Annotated in this window: 19 protein-coding genes; 12 read left to right on the top strand and 7 right to left on the bottom strand. The window is 72.5% G+C overall.

Annotated features, from left to right (window positions below; translation table 11 throughout):
- Positions 1-115 precede the first annotated feature (115 nt).
- On the top strand, positions 116-1,849 hold the full coding sequence (locus BXA10_RS16980) for a DEAD/DEAH box helicase (RefSeq protein ID WP_076471364.1): 1,734 nt from the start codon (positions 116-118) through the stop codon (positions 1,847-1,849).
- A 179-nt stretch (positions 1,850-2,028) separates the two neighbouring features.
- On the opposite strand, the gene BXA10_RS16985 is transcribed toward BXA10_RS16980, so the two are convergent.
- Together BXA10_RS16985 and BXA10_RS16990 are read right to left on the bottom strand one after the other, a co-directional pair.
- The gene (locus BXA10_RS16985) at positions 2,029-2,262 is read right to left on the bottom strand and encodes a DUF7455 domain-containing protein (RefSeq protein WP_076471365.1); all 234 of its coding nucleotides are present in this window, start codon (positions 2,260-2,262) and stop codon (positions 2,029-2,031) included.
- 245 nt (positions 2,263-2,507) lie between these two features.
- Positions 2,508-4,109 carry an RNA polymerase sigma factor gene (locus tag BXA10_RS16990; protein ID WP_076471366.1) on the bottom strand — a complete coding sequence of 534 codons (1,602 nt, stop codon included), beginning with the start codon at positions 4,107-4,109 and terminating at the stop codon, positions 2,508-2,510.
- Positions 4,110-4,398: 289 nt separating this feature from the next.
- Here BXA10_RS16990 and BXA10_RS16995 point away from each other — a divergent pair, with 289 nt between their 5' ends.
- Positions 4,399-5,217 (top strand): inositol monophosphatase family protein, encoded by an 819-nt coding sequence (locus tag BXA10_RS16995; protein WP_076471367.1) that lies wholly within the window; start codon positions 4,399-4,401, stop codon positions 5,215-5,217.
- Positions 5,218-5,237: 20 nt separating this feature from the next.
- On the opposite strand, the gene BXA10_RS17000 is transcribed toward BXA10_RS16995, so the two are convergent.
- Positions 5,238-5,753, bottom strand: coding sequence for a LytR C-terminal domain-containing protein (locus BXA10_RS17000; protein ID WP_175649233.1), 516 nt, complete (start codon positions 5,751-5,753; stop codon positions 5,238-5,240).
- 429 nt (positions 5,754-6,182) lie between these two features.
- Here BXA10_RS17000 and BXA10_RS17005 point away from each other — a divergent pair, with 429 nt between their 5' ends.
- The gene (locus BXA10_RS17005) at positions 6,183-6,479 is read left to right on the top strand and encodes a DUF4193 domain-containing protein (protein ID WP_007075406.1); all 297 of its coding nucleotides are present in this window, start codon (positions 6,183-6,185) and stop codon (positions 6,477-6,479) included.
- Positions 6,480-6,609: 130 nt separating this feature from the next.
- Positions 6,610-7,398, top strand: a complete 789-nt coding sequence (locus BXA10_RS17010) for a hypothetical protein (protein ID WP_076471369.1) — start codon at positions 6,610-6,612, stop codon at positions 7,396-7,398.
- A gap of 88 nt (positions 7,399-7,486) precedes the next feature.
- On the opposite strand, the gene BXA10_RS17015 is transcribed toward BXA10_RS17010, so the two are convergent.
- Positions 7,487-7,981, bottom strand: a complete 495-nt coding sequence (locus tag BXA10_RS17015; RefSeq protein WP_076471486.1) for a DUF3093 domain-containing protein — start codon at positions 7,979-7,981, stop codon at positions 7,487-7,489.
- A gap of 88 nt (positions 7,982-8,069) precedes the next feature.
- Between BXA10_RS17015 and dut the strand changes: the two genes are divergently transcribed.
- The 4 genes from dut (at position 8,070) to BXA10_RS17035 (ending at position 10,472) form a co-directional block, all read left to right on the top strand.
- Complete coding sequence (dut, locus tag BXA10_RS17020) at positions 8,070-8,582, top strand: dUTP diphosphatase (RefSeq protein WP_076471370.1); 513 nt, start codon at positions 8,070-8,072, stop codon at positions 8,580-8,582.
- A 25-nt stretch (positions 8,583-8,607) separates the two neighbouring features.
- Positions 8,608-9,285, top strand: coding sequence for a DUF3710 domain-containing protein (locus BXA10_RS17025; RefSeq protein WP_076471371.1), 678 nt, complete (start codon positions 8,608-8,610; stop codon positions 9,283-9,285).
- A 100-nt stretch (positions 9,286-9,385) separates the two neighbouring features.
- Positions 9,386-9,766: an OB-fold nucleic acid binding domain-containing protein gene (locus BXA10_RS17030; protein WP_076471372.1), complete on the top strand. Its 381-nt coding sequence runs from the start codon at positions 9,386-9,388 to the stop codon at positions 9,764-9,766.
- A gap of 22 nt (positions 9,767-9,788) precedes the next feature.
- A complete protein-coding gene (locus BXA10_RS17035; protein WP_076471373.1) occupies positions 9,789-10,472 on the top strand; it encodes a DUF3159 domain-containing protein in 684 nt (227 codons plus the stop codon).
- A 49-nt stretch (positions 10,473-10,521) separates the two neighbouring features.
- Here the strand turns inward: BXA10_RS17035 and BXA10_RS17040 are convergent, their stop codons facing one another.
- Together BXA10_RS17040 and BXA10_RS17045 are read right to left on the bottom strand one after the other, a co-directional pair.
- Positions 10,522-11,211, bottom strand: a complete 690-nt coding sequence (locus BXA10_RS17040; protein ID WP_076471374.1) for a potassium channel family protein — start codon at positions 11,209-11,211, stop codon at positions 10,522-10,524.
- A 3-nt stretch (positions 11,212-11,214) separates the two neighbouring features.
- Positions 11,215-11,880: a potassium channel family protein gene (locus BXA10_RS17045; RefSeq protein ID WP_076471375.1), complete on the bottom strand. Its 666-nt coding sequence runs from the start codon at positions 11,878-11,880 to the stop codon at positions 11,215-11,217.
- A gap of 160 nt (positions 11,881-12,040) precedes the next feature.
- Between BXA10_RS17045 and BXA10_RS17050 the strand changes: the two genes are divergently transcribed.
- The 4 genes from BXA10_RS17050 (at position 12,041) to dxs (ending at position 18,745) form a co-directional block, all read left to right on the top strand.
- Positions 12,041-14,110, top strand: a complete 2,070-nt coding sequence (locus tag BXA10_RS17050; RefSeq protein WP_076471487.1) for an APC family permease — start codon at positions 12,041-12,043, stop codon at positions 14,108-14,110.
- Positions 14,103-15,338: a class I SAM-dependent RNA methyltransferase gene (locus BXA10_RS17055; protein WP_076471488.1), complete on the top strand. Its 1,236-nt coding sequence runs from the start codon at positions 14,103-14,105 to the stop codon at positions 15,336-15,338. Before BXA10_RS17050 ends, BXA10_RS17055 begins: the two co-directional genes overlap by 8 nt.
- 96 nt (positions 15,339-15,434) lie before the next feature.
- Complete coding sequence (locus BXA10_RS17060; RefSeq protein ID WP_084752886.1) at positions 15,435-16,778, top strand: anhydro-N-acetylmuramic acid kinase; 1,344 nt, start codon at positions 15,435-15,437, stop codon at positions 16,776-16,778.
- Positions 16,779-16,789: 11 nt separating this feature from the next.
- The gene (gene dxs, locus BXA10_RS17065; protein WP_076471376.1) at positions 16,790-18,745 is read left to right on the top strand and encodes a 1-deoxy-D-xylulose-5-phosphate synthase; all 1,956 of its coding nucleotides are present in this window, start codon (positions 16,790-16,792) and stop codon (positions 18,743-18,745) included.
- 114 nt (positions 18,746-18,859) lie between these two features.
- Here dxs and BXA10_RS17070 read toward each other — a convergent pair whose 3' ends face one another.
- Positions 18,860-20,050, bottom strand: coding sequence for a hypothetical protein (locus tag BXA10_RS17070; protein ID WP_076471377.1), 1,191 nt, complete (start codon positions 20,048-20,050; stop codon positions 18,860-18,862).
- Positions 20,051-20,329: the final 279 nt, after the last annotated feature.

The following is a 20,329-nucleotide window of genomic DNA, read 5'->3' on the forward strand; positions in this document are numbered from 1 at the left end:
GTTATGCTGACTCCGGCCTTCGCGGCATCTTCTGCGCGGAGGCGTTTTCATGGGCGGTGCGGACCGGTGGCCCCCACCCAGGTCCGCCTTCGTGCGGTCGGAGAGGAGCCTTCGCGTGCCAGCCCCGTTGCCGGCGATCGAGACGTTTCCGGCACTACGCGCCTGGCAGCGCAAGGCGCTCGTGGAGTACCTGCGCCGGCGCTCCGAGGACTTCACCGCGGTCGCCACGCCCGGCGCCGGCAAGACCACGTTCGCCCTGCGGATCGCCGCCGAGCTGCTCGTGGACGGCACGGTGGAGGCGGTGACCGTGGTCGCCCCGACCGAGCACCTGAAGAAGCAGTGGGCGGAGGCCGCCGCCCGGGTCGGCATCCAGTTGGACGCCGCCTTCCGCAACGCCGACGTGCACTCCTCGGCCGACTTCCACGGCGCCGTGGTCACGTACGCCCAGGTCGGCATGGCCCCGCAGGTGCACCGGCGACGCACGATGACCCGGCGCACGCTCGTCATCCTCGACGAGATCCACCACGCCGGCGACTCCCGCTCCTGGGGTGACGGCGTCAAGGCCGCCTTCGAGCCGGCCGTACGCCGTCTGATGCTCACCGGTACGCCGTTCCGCTCCGACGACAATCCGATTCCGTTCGTCACGTACGAGCGTGGCGAGGAAGGGCTGCTGCGTTCCCGCGCCGACTCGGTCTACGGCTACGCGGACGCGCTCCGGGACAACGTGGTGCGGCCGGTGCTGTTCCTCGCGTACTCCGGGGAGACCCGTTGGCGCACCAACGCGGGGGAGGAGTTGGCGGCGCGGCTCGGCGAGCCGATGACGCAGGACCTCATCGCCCAGGCCTGGCGGACCGCCCTGGACCCGGCCGGCGACTGGATGCCGCAGGTGCTGCGGGCCGCCGACGCCCGGCTCAGCGTGCTGCGTAACGCCGGAATGCCCGACGCCGGTGGGCTGGTGATCGCCAGCGACCAGCAGACCGCCCGCTCGTACGCCAAGCTCATCGAGCAGCTGACCGGCGAGAAGGCGGCGGTGGTGCTCTCCGACGACGCCGGGGCGTCCGCCCGGATCGCGACGTTCGCGGCGTCCGAGCAGCGGTGGCTGGTCGCGGTACGGATGGTCTCCGAGGGGGTCGACATCCCGCGCCTCGCGGTCGGGGTCTACGCCACCAGCGCGAGCACGCCGCTGTACTTCGCCCAGGCGATCGGCCGTTTCGTCCGGGCCCGGCGCCCGGGAGAGACGGCCTCGGTCTTCCTCCCCAGCGTGCCGCATCTGCTCGGCCTGGCCAGCGAGATGGAGGCCGCCCGCGACCACGTGCTGGGCAAGCCGAAGGACCGCGAAGGTTTCGACGACGACCTGCTCGAGCGGGCCCAGCGTGACGAACAGGCCAGCGGCGAGCTGGAGAAGAGGTTCGCCGCGCTGTCCGCCACCGCCGAACTGGATCAGGTGATCTTCGACGGCGCGTCCTTCGGCACCGCGGCCCAGGCCGGCACCCCGGAGGAGGAGGAGTACCTCGGGCTGCCCGGTCTGCTCACCGCCGACCAGGTCGCCGTGCTGCTCTCGAAGCGGCAGGCCGAGCAGTTGGCCGCGCAGCGACGCAAAGCGGCCGTGCGGACCGCTGAGCCGGCCGCTGCCGCGTCGGCGGCACCGCCGGCACCGATGAGTGCGGCCCAGCGCCGGGTGGCGCTCCGCCGTCAGCTCAACGCCCTGGTGGCCGCCCGGCACCACCGTACGGGCCAGCCGCACGGCAAGATCCACGCCGAGCTGCGCCGGCTCTGCGGCGGCCCGCCGAGCGCTCAGGCGACGATCGAGCAGCTCGAAGAGCGCATCGCCACCGTCCAGACCCTCTGACCTGCCCGTCCCGGGATTCCGCGCCGGCCACCGACGCGTCGATCCTGAGGTCTGTGGGTGTTGGCGACCTGATCGGCCCGGCTGTTCGGGAGGGGCGGGTCGGGGTCGGTGGGACGAAAAGAGGCCGGCCGGAAACACCTCTCGGTGCTTCCGGCCGGCCCTTATGTCGGCTTGCGGATTCAGTTCGCCATCAGGTCGGCACCGCGCCAGCTGAACTCCGGGTCCGCCGCGTACCGAACGGTGATCTTCACGAGATCCTCCGCGTACTTGTTCGCGTGGTGCCCGCAGAACACGAGCTCACTTCCACCGGCCAGGGTGACACGGAGCTTGCCGGCAGCATTGCAGCGGTCGCACCGTTCATCGGCGGCCGGGGGGCTCACCGTCTCGGGCGGCGGCGTGAGGGTCGGGGTCATCGCCTTCCTCCTCTGGTCGTCACCGATGAACAATCTCTTCGGTCGTTGCTCACGTATCCTGCAACATCCTCGTGGCGTCTGGACTTCCCTGTGTGCCCGCGGGGGACCGAGGTCACACATGACAGGCACAGTGTGCCGTGCACCAAGGGTGCCACGTCAACGATCACAATCGTGCAACCGGCGAATCACCATCCGGCGTTGCACGCCAGGTGATCAAAACGACACGCCAGGTTGACGATGTGGGCTCAGTCCAGGTAATCCCGAAGGACCTGTGACCGCGACGGGTGGCGCAGCTTCGACATGGTCTTCGACTCGATCTGCCGGATCCGTTCCCGGGTCACCCCGTAGACCTGACCGATCTCGTCCAGGGTGCGCGGCTGACCGTCCGTCAGGCCGAAGCGCAGGCGTACCACGCCCGCCTCACGCTCGGAGAGCGTCTGCAGCACCTGCTGGAGCTGGTCCTGCAGCAGCGAGAACGAGACCGCGTCGACCGCGACCACGGCCTCCGAATCCTCGATGAAGTCACCGAGCTGGCTGTCACCCTCGTCACCGATGGTCTGGTCCAGCGAGATGGGCTCCCGGGCGTACTGCTGGATCTCCAGCACCTTCTCCGGTGTGATGTCCATCTCCTTGGCCAGCTCCTCCGGGGTGGGCTCGCGGCCCAGGTCCTGGAGCAGCTCGCGCTGGATCCGGCCGAGCTTGTTGATCACCTCGACCATGTGCACCGGGATGCGGATGGTGCGGGCCTGGTCGGCCATGGCGCGGGTGATGGCCTGGCGGATCCACCAGGTGGCGTAGGTGGAGAATTTGTAGCCCTTGGTGTAGTCGAACTTCTCGACGGCGCGGATCAGGCCGAGGTTGCCTTCCTGGATGAGGTCGAGGAAGGCCATGCCACGACCGGTGTAGCGCTTGGCCAGCGAGACGACCAGCCGCAGGTTGGCCTCCAGCAGGTGGTTCTTGGCCCGCTCGCCGTCCCGGGAGATCCACATCAGGTCGCGCTGCATCTCGCGGGTGAGCTTCTCCTCGCCCTCCTCGGCAGCGCGCAGCCGCTCGGCGGCGTAGAGCCCGGCCTCGATCCGCTTGGCGAGCTCCACCTCCTGCTCGGCGTTCAGCAGCGGAACCTTGCCGATCTGCTTGAGGTACGCCCGGACCGAGTCGGCGGAGGCGGTCAGCTCGGCGTCACGCCGGGCCTGCTTGAGCGCCTCGGACTCCTCGTCGTCCCACTCGAAGTCGTTGTCGCTGGCGGAGTTCGCCGCGTCGGCCTCGGCGGCCTGGGTGAGCTCGGCCGGCTCGTCGACGACCACATCCTCGATCTCGGCGGCCAGTTCCTCGGGATCGATGTCGCCCTCGGCCCCGTCGCCCTTGGCCTTCCCGGAGGCTGCCTTCGCCTTGCCGGCCACGGCCACGGCCGACTTGGTGGCCCGGGTCGCCTTGGCGGCCTTGGCCGGCGCCGCCGCCTTGGCCACCTGGGCCGTGGTGTCGGCGCTCTTGCGGGCGGTCGCCTTTCGCGGGGCGGGCGCCGTGGCCTCGTCGGCGGCGGGGGCCTGCTTCGGGGCCGGGGCGGCCTTCTTGGTGGTCTTGGCGGTGGTGGCACGCGACGCGGGAGTGGCGGACCGGGCGGCGGCAACTCGGCGACGGGTACTGGCCGACCCGTCCACGACCACGGTCACTCCCGCCTCGGAGAGCGCCCGCAGGATCTTCTTGGCCTGGGCCGGCGTCACCTCGGCGGTCTCGACGGTGCGCGCGAGCTGGGCCGACGTCAGCTGACCGCCGGCGCTCTGGGCGTGGGCAATCAGAGTGTCGGTGAGCGAGCGAACGTCGGCGCCGGTCTGGCGGGGTTCTGTCACGAATGACCTTCCGGAGGCGAAGAGCGAGCACGGCCGGGTTGTCCGGCGCAGCGGGGGCCACCGCGCCGGGCGATGTGGTTTGAGAACCCCCGTGTCCCGGACCGGCCGGTCACCGGCGGTCCGTGGCGCGTGGGCAGGGGTGAATTGTAACGCCGTCTGCGGCGATCATCCTGCGCCGCACGGCGTATCGGGTTGTCGAGACCGTCGAAACGGCGCAGATGTGGAGTTTGTAAGGATGGTACTCGCGCATGAGACGGGACACCCCGATCGTGCGGGAAGGGGACGAGGCATGGAGCGCGGGGCACCTTCATCGGGCGAACTACTGGAGATCGCGGTCGGGCTGGCCCGGGAGGCCGCCGCGACGGCGTACCGGATGCGGGCCGAGGGGGTCTCGGTCGCCGCCACCAAGAGCACGGTGACCGACGTGGTGACCGCTGCCGACCGGGCGGTCGAGATGCAGGTCCTCGACGCGCTGCGTCGGCTGCGGCCCGCGGACGCGGTGCTCGGTGAGGAGTACGGCGCGGGCGACACGGAGGTGGGCGCCGGCGGGGTCCGCTGGATCCTCGACCCCATCGACGGCACCGTCAACTACCTCTACGGGCTGCCGCACTGCGCCGTGTCGCTCGCGGCAGAGGTCGACGGCGAGGTGGTCGCCGGGGTGGTCCGCAATGTGATCACCGGCGAGGAGTGGACCGCCACCGCCGGTGGTGGCGCGTGGCGCGACGGCGAACGGCTGCGCTGCTCGACCGAGACCGACCTGGGCCAGGCGCTCGTCGCCACCGGGTTCGGCTACGACCCGAAGCGCCGGGCGCACCAGGCGCGCGTGGTCGCCGAGCTGATTCCGCACGTACGGGACATCCGTCGCCTCGGCGCTGCGGCGCTGGACCTCTGTCTGGCGGCCGAGGGACGGGTGGACGTCTACTACGAGAAGGGGCTGGCCGCTTGGGACCAGGCGGCCGGCGCCCTGGTGGCCACCGAGGCGGGGATGCTGGTCGCGGGGCTGGGTGGCCGGCCGGCCGGGCCGGACCTGGTGATCGCCGCGCCTCCCGCGCTCTTCGCGCCGCTGCACGACCGGCTCGCCGACCTGGACGCCTCCGGCGGCCCGTGACAGGCCGCCGGAGACACCGGTCACTCCTTGACGGGCGCCGGGCAGGAGCCGGGCGGCGCGATCGGCGAGCCGAGGTCGCCGAGGGACTGGTTCACCTCGGTCGTGGTGGCCAGCTGCTGGAAGGCGTCACCCAGCACCACGTCCACGGTGTCGTCGGTGCGCTTCGGGTCGTAGTCGGTCTTGGCGTTGTCGAGGAAGTACGCGCGCAGCAGATGTGCCGAGCCGACGCCCTTCGGGCCGTACCGCAGCACCGCCACCTCGTCGACCCCCTTGGGGGCGTTGCCCACCTTCTTGACCTGGAACTTGCGGTTGCGGAAGTCGTCCGCGACGCTGGCCGCCCGACCTGCCTCGTCGGTCGCGTTCAGCACGTTGATCTTGACATCCTTGGTCTCGCGCAGTGTCACGTCGGCGAGCGGCCAGCCGTCCGGACAGCCCTTGGCGGCGCCCGCGTCGCCCTGGCTGTCGCGCACCACGGCGACGGCCACGAAGATCACGGCGAGGACCGCCAGCAGACCGACGACAACGAGTGCCCGCACTCGCGCAAAACTCATCTGGGCGCTCCCCGGACTTCGAGAGGGTGGCGGCGACCGACGGCGGACGTGCCGCCCCGGCCGCCGGGTACGCCGCTGAGGTTAACGGTTGTCCGACCGTCGCGTGGAAACAGCCGGACATGGCGGCGCGCCGCCCATGAACCAGGTACTACTACCCCTATCTTCGTGTCGCCTGAGTCACATTGGGAACAACTTGCCGTGCGGGGGCGTACATCTCTGCCACGAGGGCGGTATACATGCCTCGCCCAAAGGGGGGGTAAGGTACCGCGCTCGCCGGGGGAGTTTCTCTGGCGGCCTCGACCGACGGTCGTCGGGTCGGGTGACCGACACAATGGGTGGCCGGCCAGCGGAACCGGAAAAGCGTCGTCCGGCGTTACAACCGTACGACCACATCAACATGGGAGAGTGAAACCGATGGCCACCGACTACGACGCCCCGCGTCGCGACGAGGTCGACCTCGGCGAGGACAGCCTGGAAGAGCTCAAGGCCCGGCGCGTCGACTCACAGTCGGGTGCCGTGGACGTCGACGAGGCCGAGGTGGCCGAGAGCTTCGAGCTGCCCGGAGCCGACCTGGCCGACGAGGAGCTCACGGTCAAGGTGCTGCCGATGCAGCAGGACGAGTTCCGCTGTGCTCGCTGCTTCCTCGTCCACCACCGCAGCCAGTTGGCGGTCGAGCGCAACGGCGAGCTGATCTGCCGCGAGTGCGTCTGACCTTCGATACCTGATCCAGCGGCGGCCTTCCGAACCAGGCCGCCGCTGTCGGCGTCGCCATGCGCCACGGGTGGGGACCTGCTTGACTCGGAACGGGTAGCCGTACCAGCCCTCCGGGAGGTCGAGTGCGATGAGCGAGCGAGGCGACGCACGTGAGCATGATCCGGCCGAGCTGGGCGCCACCGTGGCGGCGCTGACCGCAGACGACATCGAGCCGGGTCGGCGCCGGCAGCTGCTCAGCCGGCTGGTCGGTCAGGCCCGCGTCCGCGGCCTGGGCGACCTGTTCAAGCCCCGGGCCGCGGTCCGCTGGATGGTCGACACCGTCACCGAGGTCGCTCCGCACGTGCCGGTCCGGGACCTGGCCACCTTGCGGCGGCACTTCGCGGGCCTGGACGACGAGGCGCTCGCCGACCGGCTGGTACGCAACGCCGCCCGGGCGACCGCCGGGGTGGGTGCCGCCGGCGGAGGGGTGGCCGCCGTGGAGTGGACCGTCACGCCCACTCTGCTGTCCGCCCCGGTGCTGCTGGCGGCCGAGACGGTCGCCGTGGTGGCGATCGAACTCAAGCTCGTCGGCGAGCTGCACGAGGTGTACGGCATCGTGCTCCCCGAAGGCCGGGGCCAGCGTGCCGTCGCCCTAGTGCAGGCCTGGGCCACCCAACGCGGGATCAACCCGACGATGCCCGGCGCCGGCGTCGGGGCGGTGCTCGGTAACGCGGCCCGCCGGGAGCTTCGCGACACCCTGCTGCGGCGCTTCGGGCGCAACCTCACCACCCTGGGGCCGTTCCTGACCGGGGCGGCCGTCGCCAGCTACCTCAATCGCCGGGCCACCAGAGGGCTCGGCGACCAGGTCCGCGACGACCTGCGGCGCAAGCGCCGCGAACTGCCCGTCCCGCCACGCTCCCTGCCCGATGTCCCCTGAGCCGTCATGGAGCACCGAGCAGAGCCGGGTGGGCGGTCCCGCTCAGCAGGTCCCCCGGCCGCCGTCGCCGATGCGGGGGCGTCGCTCGTCAGCGGGCGTCGCGGGCGGCCAGGATCGCCTCGGCCAGCTCGACCGGTCGTCGGGTGCTCACCACCCAGAACGGGGTGGGGTCGGCCGGGTCGTCCAGCACCACCTGGACGGCGCCGCCGATCCAGGGCCGCTGCACCACGAAGGCCAGCGGGTCGGCGCCCACGCCGAGCACCTCACGGCGGCCGGCCGAGTCGAGCGGGATCACGTCCGCGACGTACCGCACCGGGAGGCGGGCGTCGTCGACCAGGAGTTCGCCGTCACGGACCGAGACCCGGATCCGTCCCAGCCACCAGAGCCCTGCCGCGGTGGCGGGCAACAGCGCCACGAACGGCAGCCAGGCACGCAGCCCGGGCGCGCCCATCCAGACCTCGACGGCGAGCAGGCCGGCGGACGCCAGCCCGGCCAGCCACAGCCACCAGGGCAGAGTGAGCCGCTCCGAGCGCTCGACGCGGGTCGGAACGGGCTGCGCTGAGGACGATGACGACGGCGACAGGCTCACAGTCCGAGGGTACGGCGGACGGCGGCCCCGCCACCCGGCAGGATGGCAGGGTCATCGCCGTACCGGACGGAAGAGGAGAACCGTGACCGACGTGGTACCCGTGCCCGTACGGCAGCTCGACCCCGAGCTGCCGCTGCCGGCGTACGCGCATCCCGGCGACGCCGGTGCCGACCTGGTGGCCGCCGCGGACGTGGAGCTGCCGCCCGGCGGCCGGGCCCTGGTCCCGACCGGAGTGGCGATCGCCCTGCCCGAGGGGTACGTGGGCCTGGTCCATCCCCGGTCCGGACTCGCGGCCAGGCTCGGTGTGACCGTCCTCAACGCGCCCGGTACGGTCGACGCCGGCTACCGGGGGGAGATCATGGTGAACCTGATCAACCATGATCGGCTCGCATCGGCGAAGATCTCCCGGGGCGACCGGATCGCTCAGCTCGTGGTGCAGCGGGTGGCGCGGGTGGAGTTCCAGCCGGTGGCCGAGCTGCCGTCGTCTCCGCGCGGGACGGGCGGGCACGGCTCCACCGGCGGGCACGCCGGCCTGGTGCCACCACCGGCGGACCCGTCCGAAGGCGAACGGCGCAGCAAAGAGGTGACAGGTTGAAGACGAACAGCGGAGGGTGGACGCAGTGATCTTCTCCCGGAAGCGTGCCGGGCGGCACGCCGGTGACGAGCGGACCACCGAGGTCCTCGACGACCTCCAGGCGGGGGAGGCGACCCGGGCGGTGCCCACCCACGGCCCGTACGACATCTCCGAGGCCCCGTCCGACGTGCCGCGGCTGGACCTGGGCAGTCTGCACATTCCCGCGATTCCCGAGGTCGAGGTGCGGGTGCAGGCCGATCAGCAGGGCGTCGTCCAGCAGGTCGTGCTGGTGCACGGGCAGAACGCGTTGCAGCTCGGCGTCTTCGCCGCGCCCCGGTCCGAGGGGATCTGGGACGAGGTGCGGGAGGAGATCCGCCAGTCGCTGTTCAACGACGGCGCCGCGCCGCAGGAGGTCGAGGGCGAGTACGGCCCCGAGCTGCGGGCCCAGGTGCGTACCCCCGACGGCCCGACCGACCTGCGGTTCGTGGGGATCGACGGCCCGCGGTGGATGGTGCGCGGCGTCTTCCAGGGCGCGGCGGCGGTGGACCCGGCGGCCGCCGGCCCGCTGGCCGTGTGCCTGTACGGGCTCGTGGTCGACCGCGGCCAGGAGGCCAAGCCGGTACGTGAGCCGCTGCCGCTGCGGCTGCCGCGGGAAGTCGCCGACGAGTCGGCGCAGCCCGGCCCGGACGGAGGGCGCCCGGCCGAGCAGCCGCGGCAGGTCTGACCGGGGGTCGCCGGTCCGCCGGGATCGGGCGGACCGGCGTACGCTGGCGGGCGTCCCGGCGACGCCGGGCCGGCCAGATGGAGAGGGTGACGCGGGGGTCATGACCACCGACGAGAGCCGAGGGTCGCTGCGGCGGATTCTGCACCGGCTCACCGCGAGCGAAGCCGAGATCGAGGCGCAGGAGCTGCAGCGGGAGAGCGCGGAGTGTGGCGGTGTGCCGGCTCTGGAGTGCTTCCGGGGCCAGGTGGTCTCGGTGAGCGGCCGGCTCCGCACCGTGGTCTACACGCCGCGCACCAACCTGCCCACCCTCGAGGCGGACCTCTACGACGGCAGCGACGTGGTGACGCTTGTCTGGTTGGGGCGCCGGCACATCGCCGGCATCGAGCCGGGCCGGCACCTGACCGCCCGCGGCCGGATCGCCGTGCGGGACGAACGCAAGGTGATCTACAACCCGTACTACGAGCTGGACCTGCCGAAGTGACCGTGCGGATGGACGGGAGCCGATGACCACGGGACAGGACCGGGCCGCTCAGCCGGATGCCGGATCGCCGGACGAGGAGCGGCTACCCAGCATCGCCGAGCAGATGGCCGACCAACTCGGCGGCTGGCGGGGGCTGGTGGAATCCAGCATCCCCGTGGTGGTCTTCGTGATCGCCAACGTCATCGGCGAGCTGCGCCCCGCGGTGATCGCCTCGGTGGCGGTGGCGTTGTTGATCGCCGGCCTGCGGCTGGCCCAGCGCCGCCCGATCAGGCACGCCGTCAACGGGCTCTTCGGCATCGCCATCGGCGCGGCCATCGCCTGGCGCACCGGTAACGAGCGGGACTTCTACCTCCCCGGCATCCTCTACGGCGTCGGCTACGGGCTCGTCCTGCTGCTCTCCGCCGCCATCCGCCAGCCGCTGGTGGGGTGGATCTGGTCGGTGCTCGTCGCCAAGGGGCGCTCCGAATGGCGCGACGACCCACGGCTGGTGCGTACGTTCACCGGGCTGACCGTGCTCTGGGGCGTGGTCTGGCTGGCGAAGGTCGGCGTGCAGGCCGGGCTCTACCTCGCCCACCAGGACACCGCGCTCGGTGTGGCCCGGCTGCTGCTGGGCTACCCGCCGTACGCCCTGCTGCTGCTCATCACCGTCTGGACCGTCCGGCGGGTGACCCGGGAGGCGACTCCCGAGCCGCTGCCCGGCAACTGACCGCCCGCCGCCCGCGCCGCCCATTTCGAGGCGGCGCGAGCGATCCGGGTCAGCTTCCCCCGCGGGTACGCTCCACGCTGCCCGGGCCGAGGATCACCGCGCGGACGTCGTCCTCCACCTCGGCCGTGCACACGAAGATCAGCTCGTCGCCGGCCTCGATCGGGTCGTCCGGGCTGGGCACCAGCACCCGCTTGCCGCGAAGGATCGCCACCAGCGCGGCGTCGCGGGGCAACGGCACCGCGTGGATCGGCTGGCCGACGTAGGGCGCGGCGGGCGGCAGGGTGATCTCCACGAGGTTCGCCTCGCCCTGCCGGAAGGTCATCAGCCGGACCAGGTCGCCGACGGTGACGGCCTCCTCGACCAGCGCGGCCATCACCCGCGGCTTGCTCACCGCCACGTCGACGCCCCACTGGTCGGTGAAGAGCCACTCGTTCTCGGCCCGGTTGACCCGGGCCACCACCCGGGGCACCGCGAACTCGGTCTTGGCCAGCAGAGACACCACCAGGTTGACCTTGTCGTCCCCGGTGGCGGCGACCACCACGTCGCAGCCGGCGATGTCCGCCTCCTCCAGACTGGTCAGCTCGCACGCGTCGGCGAGCACCCATTCGGCGGCGGGCACCCGGTCCGGCCGCAGCATCTTGGGCTGCCGTTCGATGAGCATCACCTGGTGGCCGTTCTCGATCAACTCCTGGGCGATCGAACGCCCCACGTTGCCCGCGCCGGCGATGGCGACCCGCATGGCTCAGTGCCCCCCTTCCGGCGGCCTCGACGCCACCGACGTGACCGTCGCCACGATGTCGTCGGTGACCAACATGAAGACCTGGTCGCCCTCCTGCACCACGGCGGACGTGGTGGGGAGCGTGCCGATGCCGAAGCGGATGAGGTACGCCACCCGCGCCCCGGTCTCCTCCTCCAGCGCGTGCACCGGCCGGCCGACCCAGTCCTTGTGGATCGGCACCTCGACGATCGAGACGGTGCTGGTGGGGTCGCGGAAGATCTCTACGTTTCCCTCCGGCACGAGGTGCCGCAACATCCGGTCGGCGGTCCACCGGACGGTGGCGACCGTGGGGATGCCGAGCCGCTCGTAGACCTGTGCCCGCCGCTGGTCGTAGATCCGCGCCGCGACCCGGCACACGCCGAAGGTCTCCCGCGCCAGCCGAGCGGAGATGATGTTGGAGTTGTCGCCGCTGGAGACCGCGGCGAAGGCGTCGGCCCGTTCGATGCCGGCCTGCCGCAGCACGTCTCCGTCGAAGCCGGCGCCGGTCACCGTCACTCCGGCGAAGTCCGGGCCGAGCCGGCGGAAGGCGTCCGCGTCGTGGTCGATCACCGCGACCGAGTGCCCTCGGGATTCCAGGCTGTGGGCGAGGGTCGAGCCGACCCGCCCACAACCCATGATCACGACATGCACGCTTCCCTCCCAAGCTGCGCGCCCGTCCGCACGGCGCCCGTCGAGTGCGAGCCTGCCATGTCCCGGTCGGGAACGGGGACCGACGGTACCGCGCCCGCACGCACCATCGCCGATCGCCCACCCCCGCAGCCTCGCCGGAGTGGACGTACCCTTGGCGTTCGTGGCCAGTCCCACCTCGCTGCTGAAGCGGCTGCTCCTCGGTCGACCGTTCCGGTCCGACCGACTGCAGCACACCCTCCTGCCGAAGCGCATCGCGCTGCCCGTCTTCGCGTCCGACGCGCTGTCCAGCGTCGCGTACGCGCCGGACGAGATCCTGCTGACGCTGTCGATCGCGGGCGCGTCGGCCTACTTCTTCTCGCCGTGGATCGCGCTCGCGGTGGTCGTCGTGATGCTGACCGTGGTGGCCAGCTACCGGCAGAACGTCCACGCCTACCCGTCCGGCGGCGGGGACTACGAGGTGGCCACGGTCAACCTCGGGCCGAAGTTCGGCCTCGGGGTGGCCAGCGCGCTGCTGGTCGACTACGTGCTGACGGTGGCCGTGTCGGTCTCCTCCGGGGTGGCGAACCTGGGCTCGGTGGTGCCCTTCGTGGCCACCCACAAGGTCATGATCGCGGTGACCGCGGTGGTGCTGCTGAGCGCCGTCAACCTGCGCGGGCTGCGTGAGTCGGGCACCGCGTTCGCCGTCCCCACCTACGGGTTCGTGATCGTGATCGGCGGGATGCTGCTCACCGGCCTCGTCCGGGTCTTCGTGCTCGGCGACGAGCTGCGCGCCCCCAGCGCCGATCTGGTCATCCAGGCCGAGCACAGCGTGACGGGGTTCGCCCTGATCTTCCTGCTGCTGCGGACGTTCAGTTCGGGCGCTGCGGCACTCACCGGCGTCGAGGCGATCTCCAACGGCGTACCCGCGTTCAAGCCGCCGAAGAGCCGTAACGCCGCCACCACCCTGCTGCTGCTCGGTGGGATCGCCGTGAGCATGCTGGTCGGGATCATCTGGCTGGCCCGGCTGACCCGCCTCCAGTTCGTCGAGGACCCGGCGACGCAGATCGTCGCCGGCCCCGAGGGGTACGTGCAGAAGACGGTCACCACCCAGCTCGGCGAGGCCGTCTTCGGCTCCGGGTCGATCCTGCTCTACGTGGTGGCCGGGGTGACCGCCCTGATCCTGTTCCTGGCCGCGAACACCGCGTTCAACGGCTTCCCGGTGCTCGGCTCGATCCTCGCGCAGGACCGGTTCCTGCCCCGGCAGTTCCACACCCGGGGCGACCGGCTGGCCTTCTCCAACGGCATCCTCTTCCTCGCGGCCTTCGCCATCGTGCTGATCGTCGGCTTCCAGGCCGAGGTGACCCGGCTCATCCAGCTCTACATCGTCGGGGTCTTCGTCTCGTTCACCGTCTCCCAGGCGGGCATGATCCGGCACTGGAACCGGCACCTGCGGACCGAACGGGACCCGGAGGCGCGCCGCCGGATGCATCGCTCCCGGGCCATCAACGCCTTCGGCATGGGGCTCACCGGGACCGTCCTGGTGATCGTGCTGCTCACCAAGTTCCTGCTCGGCGCCTGGATCGCGATCGCCGCGATGGCGGTGATCTACGGGCTCATGCTGGCCATCCGGCGGCACTACGACCGGATCTCGGAGGAGCTCACCCCGCCGGACGAGGGACGCGCCGTGCTGCCGGCGCGGAACCACGCCATCGTCCTGGTCAGCAAGCTGCACCAGCCGACGCTGCGGGCCATCGCGTACGCCCGGGCCACCCGGCCGGACACGCTCACCGCGGTGACGGTGAACGTGGACGAGAAGGACACCCGGGACCTCCAGGAGGAGTGGGAGCGGCGGGAGCTGCCCGTGCCGCTGACGGTTGTCGACTCGCCGTACCGGGAGATCACCCGGCCGATCCTCGACTTCGTCGCCAACACCCGCCGGGAGTCGCCCCGCGACGTCGTCACGGTCTTCATTCCGGAGTACGTCGTCGGACACTGGTGGGAGAACCTGCTGCACAACCAGAGCGCGCTGCGGCTCAAGACCCGGCTGCTGTTCGAGCCGGGCGTGATGGTGACCAGCGTGCCCTGGCAGCTCGCCTCGACCGCGAACAAGAACCTGACCCGGCTGGACGCCACCCTGGCCCGCGGCCCCGCCCGCGGGCCTCGCGTCGTGCCGCGCAGCGCCGTGCCGTCGAGCGTCCCGCCGATGGTCTCCGTGCCGCCCGGCGAGTCGGGTGGTGGTGACCGTGACTGAACGTGGTCTGGCCGAGGCGGAGCGGGTCGAGTTGACCGTCGGGGCGGTCGCCCCGGGCGGGCACTGCGTGGCCCGGGTCGACGGGCAGGTGGTCTTCGTCCGGCACGCGCTGCCCGGGGAACGGGTCGTCGCCGAGGTGACCGAGGTGCACCGGGGGTTCGTCCGGGCCGACGCGGTGACGGTGCTGGACGCCTCACCGGACCGGGTCGAGCCGCCCTGCCCGTACGCCCGGCCGGGCCGGTGTGGCGGTTGTGACCTGCAGCACGTCGCACCCGCCGCGCAGCTCGAGTGGAAGGCCGCCGTGGTGCGGGAGCAGCTGAGCCGACTGGGCGGGCTCACGGACGCCGAACTCGACGGCCTCGGCGTCCGGATCGAGGCGCTGCCCGGCGGGCGGTTGGGTTGGCGCTCCCGGGTCCGGTACGCGGTGGACGCCGGCGACCGGGCCGGGCTGCTCAAGCACCGCTCGCACGAGGTGGTGCCGATCGACCGTTGCCTGATCGCCCATCCGGCGATCCAGAGCCTGCCGGTGCTGGCCGCGAGCGGAACCCGCTGGCCGGACGCCGACGCGGTGGAGACGGTCGCCTCCACCGGCGGCGACGTGGCGGTCGTGACAGTGGTCGACGGCGTCGCCAGCACCGCCGAGGGACCGGCCACGGTCCGCGAGGTGGCCGCCGGCCGGGAGTGGACGCTCCCGACGACCGCCTTCTGGCAGGTGCACCCGGCGGCCGCCGACACCCTGGTCGGTGCGGTGCTGGAGCTGGTGGACCCGCAGCCCGGGGAGATCGCCTGGGACCTGTACGGCGGCGCGGGACTCTTCGCCGCCGCGCTGGCCGGCGTGGTCGGCGACACCGGCCGGGTCACCCTCGTCGAGGCCGCCGAGCAGGGTGTCGCCGCGGCCCGGGAGAACCTGCGCGACCTGCCGCGCGTCGAGGTGGTCGCCGCCCGGGTGGAGACGGCGCTGGCCCGCCGCCGGATCACCGGTCCGGTCGACGTGGTGGTGCTCGACCCGCCCCGTACCGGCGCCGGCTCCCGGGTGGTACGCGAACTGGTCGCCGCCGGGCCCCGCGCGATCGGCTACGTGGCCTGCGATCCGGCCGCCTTCGCCCGGGACGTACGCACGTTCGCCGAGGCGGGCTGGCGGCTCGCCGCGGTACGTGGATTCGACCTGTTCCCGATGACCCAGCACGTCGAGCTGGTCGGGCTGCTGCTGCCGCCGTCGGCTCGCTGACCACGAGGTCGGCGGGGGAGCGATCACCGGTTCCCCGCCAACCTCATGATCAACCGGTGGCTGCCCCCTGGGGGCCGGAGGGGCTAGCCTCCGCACATGAAGATCGTCGGGCTGATGTCGGGAACCTCGTACGACGGGGTGGACGTGGCGGCGGCGGAGTTCACCGTCGACGGGGAGACGCTCCGGCTGCGGCCGCTCGGGCACCGCGGGGTCGACTACGACGACGAGCTGCGCGCCCTGATCGGCGCGCTGCTACCGCCGGCCGGCACCACGATCGAGGCGGTCTGCCGGCTGGACAACCTGCTCGGCGACGTCTTCGCCGAGGCGGCGGCGGTCGGGCTGGAACTCGCCGGTGGTCGCGCCGACCTGGTGGTCTCGCCGGGGCAGACCGTCTTCCACTGGGTGCAGGACGGGGTGGCCCGGGGCACCCTGCAACTCGGTGCGGTGGCGCGGGTCGCCGCTCGGGTGGGCGTACCGGTGCTCAGTGATCTGCGCTCGGCGGACATCGCGGCCGGCGGGCAGGGCGCGCCGCTGGTGCCGGCCTTCGACGCCCTGCTCCTGGCCCCGGACGCCGAGCCGCCGGCGACGGGGGTGGCCGGGGCCGCCGGGCCGGGTGCCGGGAGCGGCCGGGCGGGGGCGCCGCGGGCGGCGCTGAACCTCGGCGGGATCGCCAACCTCACGGTCGTCGCCGATGGCGCACCGGTGCTCGGGTACGACGTCGGGCCGGCCAACGCGCTGCTCGACGCCGCGGCCCGCCGCTTCCTCGGCCGGCCCTGCGACCTCGACGGTGCCCGGGCGGCGGCCGGTCGGGTGCACCCGGGCCTGCTCGATCGGCTCCTCGCCGAGCCGTACTACGCGGCGCCCGCGCCGAAGTCGACGGGCAAGGAGCTGTTCCACGCCGGCTACCTGGAGGAGCACCTCTCGGCCCTCGGTGAGCCGCTCGCGGCCGACGACGTACTGGCCACGCTGACCGAGTTGACGGCCCGGGTGGTGGCCGCCGAGTGCGACCGGCACGGGGTGACCGAGGTCATCGCCTCGGGCGGCGGGGTGCGCAACCGGACGCTGCGTGCCCGGCTCACCGAGCTGGGGACGGGGCGCTGGCGGGTGCGTACGACCGACGAGCTGGGCGTGCCGGCGCAGGCCAAGGAGGCGTACGCCTTCGCCCTGCTGGGTTGGCTCTCCTGGCATGGTCTGCCCGGTTCGATCCGATCGGTGACCGGCGCGTCCCGGGCCGCCGTCCTCGGCTCCTGGACCCCCTCCGGGCCCGGGCCGCCGTCCTCGGCTCCTGGACCCCCTCCGGGCCCGGGCCGCGCGCCACTGCCGCGGTCCCGCCTCGACGGCTGCGGATCCGCGCCTGACCTGCTGCGCCGGCGGCGTTCCGCCGCCGCGCCGGGCGCGATGGTCGTCGGGCCCGGCTGCGAAGTGACGGATGGCCGATAGACTCTGCGGTCATGAGTGTTGAACAGGACACGGTCAACCACAGCCAACTGCTGGCGAAGGTGCGGGGTCCGCGGGACGTCAAGGGGATGTCCGCCGAGCAGTTGGAGATCCTCGCCGCCGAGATCCGTGACTTCCTCGTCGCGAAGGTGTCCCGCACCGGTGGGCACATCGGGCCCAACCTCGGTGTGGTCGAGCTGACCCTCGCCCTGCACCGGGTCTTCGACTCTCCCCGGGACCGGCTCCTGTTCGACACCGGCCACCAGGCGTACGTGCACAAGATCATCACCGGTCGGCAGGCCGGGTTCGACAAGCTGCGCCAGCGCGGCGGTCTCTCCGGCTACCCGAACCAGGCGGAGAGCGAGCACGACCTGATCGAGAACTCGCACGCCTCCACCGCCCTGTCGTACGCCGACGGCCTGGCCAAGGCGTACGCGCTGCGCGGCGAGTCGCGCTCGGTGGTCGCCATGGTCGGCGACGGGGCGCTCACCGGCGGCATGTGCTGGGAGGCGCTGAACAACATCGCCACCGCCGGAAATCCGCTGGTCATCGTCGTCAACGACAACGGCCGGTCGTACTCGCCGACCATCGGTGGTCTCGCCGACCACCTCTCCTCGCTGCGCCTCAATCCCGGCTACGAGAAGGTCCTCGACACGGTCAAGGACGCCCTCGGCTCGACCCCGCTGGTCGGCAGGCCGATGTACGAGGTGCTGCACGCGGTCAAGAAGGGCATCAAGGACGCCGTCGCCCCGCAGGCGATGTTCGAGGACCTCGGCATCAAGTACGTCGGCCCGGTCGACGGGCACGACATCGCCGCGGTGGAGTCCGCGCTGCGGGCGGCGAAGCAGTTCGGCGGCCCGGTCATCGTGCACGCGGTGACCCGGAAGGGCTACGGCTACCGCCCGGCCGAGGAGGACGAGGCGGACTGCCTGCACGGCCCGGGTGGTGCCTTCGACGTGGAGACCGGCCAGCTCGTCGCCGCGCCGTCGGTGAAGTGGACCCATGTCTTCGCCGACGAGCTGGTCGCGATCGCCGACGAGCGTCCCGATGTGGTCGGTATCACCGCCGCCATGGCCGAGCCGACGGGCATCGCCAAGCTGGCCCGCAAGTACCCGGAGCGGGTGTACGACGTCGGCATCGCCGAGCAGCACGCCGCCACCTCCGCGGCGGGCCTCGCGCTGGGCGGTCTGCACCCGATCGTGGCGGTCTACGCGACCTTCCTCAACCGGGCCTTCGACCAGGTGCTGCTCGACGTGGCGATGCACAAGCTCCCGGTGACCTTCGTGCTCGACCGCGCCGGCATCACCGGCCCGGACGGGCCGAGCCACTACGGCATCTGGGACATGTCGGTGTTCGGCGTCGTGCCGGGCCTGCGCATCGCCGCGCCCCGCGACGCCGCCACCCTGCGCGAGGAGCTGCGCGAGGCGGTCGGGGTCGACGACGGCCCGACCGTGCTCCGCTTCCCGACCGGCTCCGTGGCCGGTGACCTGCCCGCCGTACGCCGGGTCGGCACCGTCGACGTGCTGACCGAGTCGGCGCGTACCGACGTGCTGCTGGTCGCCGTGGGTGCGTTCGGGCACCTCGGCATGGAGGTCGCCGCCCGGGTCGCCGAGCAGGGCTACGGCGTCACAGTGGTCGACCCCCGCTGGGTCCGCCCGGTCCCGGCCGAGCTGGTCGAGCTGGCCGCCGGGCACCGGCTCGTGGTCACCGTCGAGGACGGGGTGCGGGTCGGTGGAGTCGGTGACGCGCTGGCCCAGGCGATGCGGGACGCGGACGTCCGGGTGCCGCTGCGCGACCTCGGTGTGCCGGCGGACTGGCACCCCCACGGCACCCGGGCGCAGATCCTCGCCGACCTGCGGCTCACCGCGCAGGACGTGGCCCGGGACGTCACCGGCTGGATCTCGGGGCTCGATGGCGCGTCGGTCGATGCGGTGCGGGTCGGCGCCGACGACACGGCCGCGCAGAACTGACGACGACGACGGCGGGGCGTCCCGGACGGGACGCCCCGCCGTCGCGTTGCAGCGCGGATGTCCGGTGGTCGATGCGGCGCGGCCGATGTGCGCCACGGGCCGGGGCAGAACCGGTCAGCGACCGCCGACCGACCGGTAGTGGGTCTTCTCCGTGCCGGCCAGGCTGACCGTCTCGGGCCGCTCCGGCTCCGACATCACCGCCAACCCCGGCCGCTCCACCAGCAGCGGCGTACCCGGTGCCACCGACAGGGAGCTGTCGCGCGTCGAACGCCAGCTCAACACCACCAGCGGTTGATCGGGTACGGGTAGCCGGTAGGCCTGCAACGGGCCGATCCGGTCGGCGGGGGAGAGCACCGGTGCGTCGCGCCCGGGCGGCCGGTAGACCACGGCGGTCATCGTGTCGGTGGCGCTCTGCCAGGTGAGCTGCTCGAGCTCGCCCGGCTCGCCCCGACCCAGGGTCAACTCACCGAGCGATCGGACCGCGACCTTCGCCATCGGCCAGGACTCCGGCGCCGAGCCCGGTGCGTCCCGGTCGCCGATGCGGCGCGGGATGCTGCCGAACGGACCCCGCTCCCCGGCGAGCGCACAGGTGTCGAGCCCGGTCAGTGCCCGCCGGCCGGAGCCGGTCTCGTCGTCGACCAGCGGGTAGCGCGGGTCGTCGAGGCCCGTGCCGAGATCGAGCAGGCGCTGCGTCTCCCGGCCCCGCGGCAACGACTCGGTGGTGCGCAGGCCGGCCGTCACCGGCACCGCACGGCAGGTCGGCACCTGGACCGGCGCGCTGAGGCCGTCCTTGGTCGCCAGCGCCTTCCCGTCGGGCCCGACGAGGCGCCGTACCCGGTCGGAGACCAGATAACGACGCCCAGCCCGAGTCAGCACCGGTAACACGTCGGAGTAGACCAGATAACCGGGATCGGTGTACTCGGCGGCCCGGGCGACGACGTAGCGGTCGCCGTCGCGGCTGAGCTGCAACAGCCAGGAGGCGCTGTGGCCCGGCACGTCGGCGGCGACCAGAGCCAACGGCGCGCCGTCGACCTCACCGGAGAAGAGGATGCCGGAGGAGGGCAGGTGCACACGGTCGTCGGCCGGTGACCGCCAGTCGCGTACCGCGTCGGTGATCGCGGCGGTCACGGAAGCGTCGCCGGCGAGGCCGCCGCGGGGCGGCCAGATCGCGAGCGTGCCGTCGAGGCTGTCGTAGCCGACGCGCAGGTCCCCGGGTTGACGATCGGCGACCGGAGCGCAGGCCGTCGCGGCCAGCAGCACCGCCAGCAGCGCGGCCGTCGTGCCGCGTCGGCGGACTGGAGCCACCTGTACGCCCCCGATCGCTCGCCCTCAAGTCGGAGCGCCATAGTACGAGATGTCCGACCAACATGACGCAGCACCTCGTGCCGGACCAGCCGTGCGCACCGGACGGTACACCACAAAGGACCGACAGCATGGTTTTCCTGCCTTTTCGCCGCTCGGGTAGACTCCGCCGACTGTGACGTCTGTCGAGCCCCGCGCCGCATCCGCCCTGGATAACGACGCCGCCACGGGCGTCCGACCCGATCGGACCGCGGCCTGCGCGGGCGTGGACGGTGCCGGCGA

The sequence above is a fragment of the Micromonospora avicenniae genome, from assembly GCF_900156065.1.
Classification (GTDB): Bacteria; Actinomycetota; Actinomycetes; order Mycobacteriales; family Micromonosporaceae; genus Micromonospora; species Micromonospora avicenniae.

What these genes read in the sequence shown, in the direction of transcription:
- BXA10_RS16995 (WP_076471367.1), top strand. Translation starts at nt 4,399, where the DNA reads ATGGAGCGCGGGGCACCTTCATCGGGCGAACTACTGGAGATCGCGGTC.
- BXA10_RS16985 (WP_076471365.1), bottom strand. Translation starts at nt 2,262, where the DNA reads ATGACCCCGACCCTCACGCCGCCGCCCGAGACGGTGAGCCCCCCGGCC.
- BXA10_RS17060 (WP_084752886.1), top strand. Translation starts at nt 15,435, where the DNA reads ATGAAGATCGTCGGGCTGATGTCGGGAACCTCGTACGACGGGGTGGAC.
- dxs (WP_076471376.1), top strand. Translation starts at nt 16,790, where the DNA reads ATGAGTGTTGAACAGGACACGGTCAACCACAGCCAACTGCTGGCGAAG.
- BXA10_RS17040 (WP_076471374.1), bottom strand. Translation starts at nt 11,211, where the DNA reads ATGCGGGTCGCCATCGCCGGCGCGGGCAACGTGGGGCGTTCGATCGCC.
- BXA10_RS17005 (WP_007075406.1), top strand. Translation starts at nt 6,183, where the DNA reads ATGGCCACCGACTACGACGCCCCGCGTCGCGACGAGGTCGACCTCGGC.
- BXA10_RS17035 (WP_076471373.1), top strand. Translation starts at nt 9,789, where the DNA reads ATGACCACGGGACAGGACCGGGCCGCTCAGCCGGATGCCGGATCGCCG.
- BXA10_RS17030 (WP_076471372.1), top strand. Translation starts at nt 9,386, where the DNA reads ATGACCACCGACGAGAGCCGAGGGTCGCTGCGGCGGATTCTGCACCGG.
- BXA10_RS17010 (WP_076471369.1), top strand. Translation starts at nt 6,610, where the DNA reads ATGAGCGAGCGAGGCGACGCACGTGAGCATGATCCGGCCGAGCTGGGC.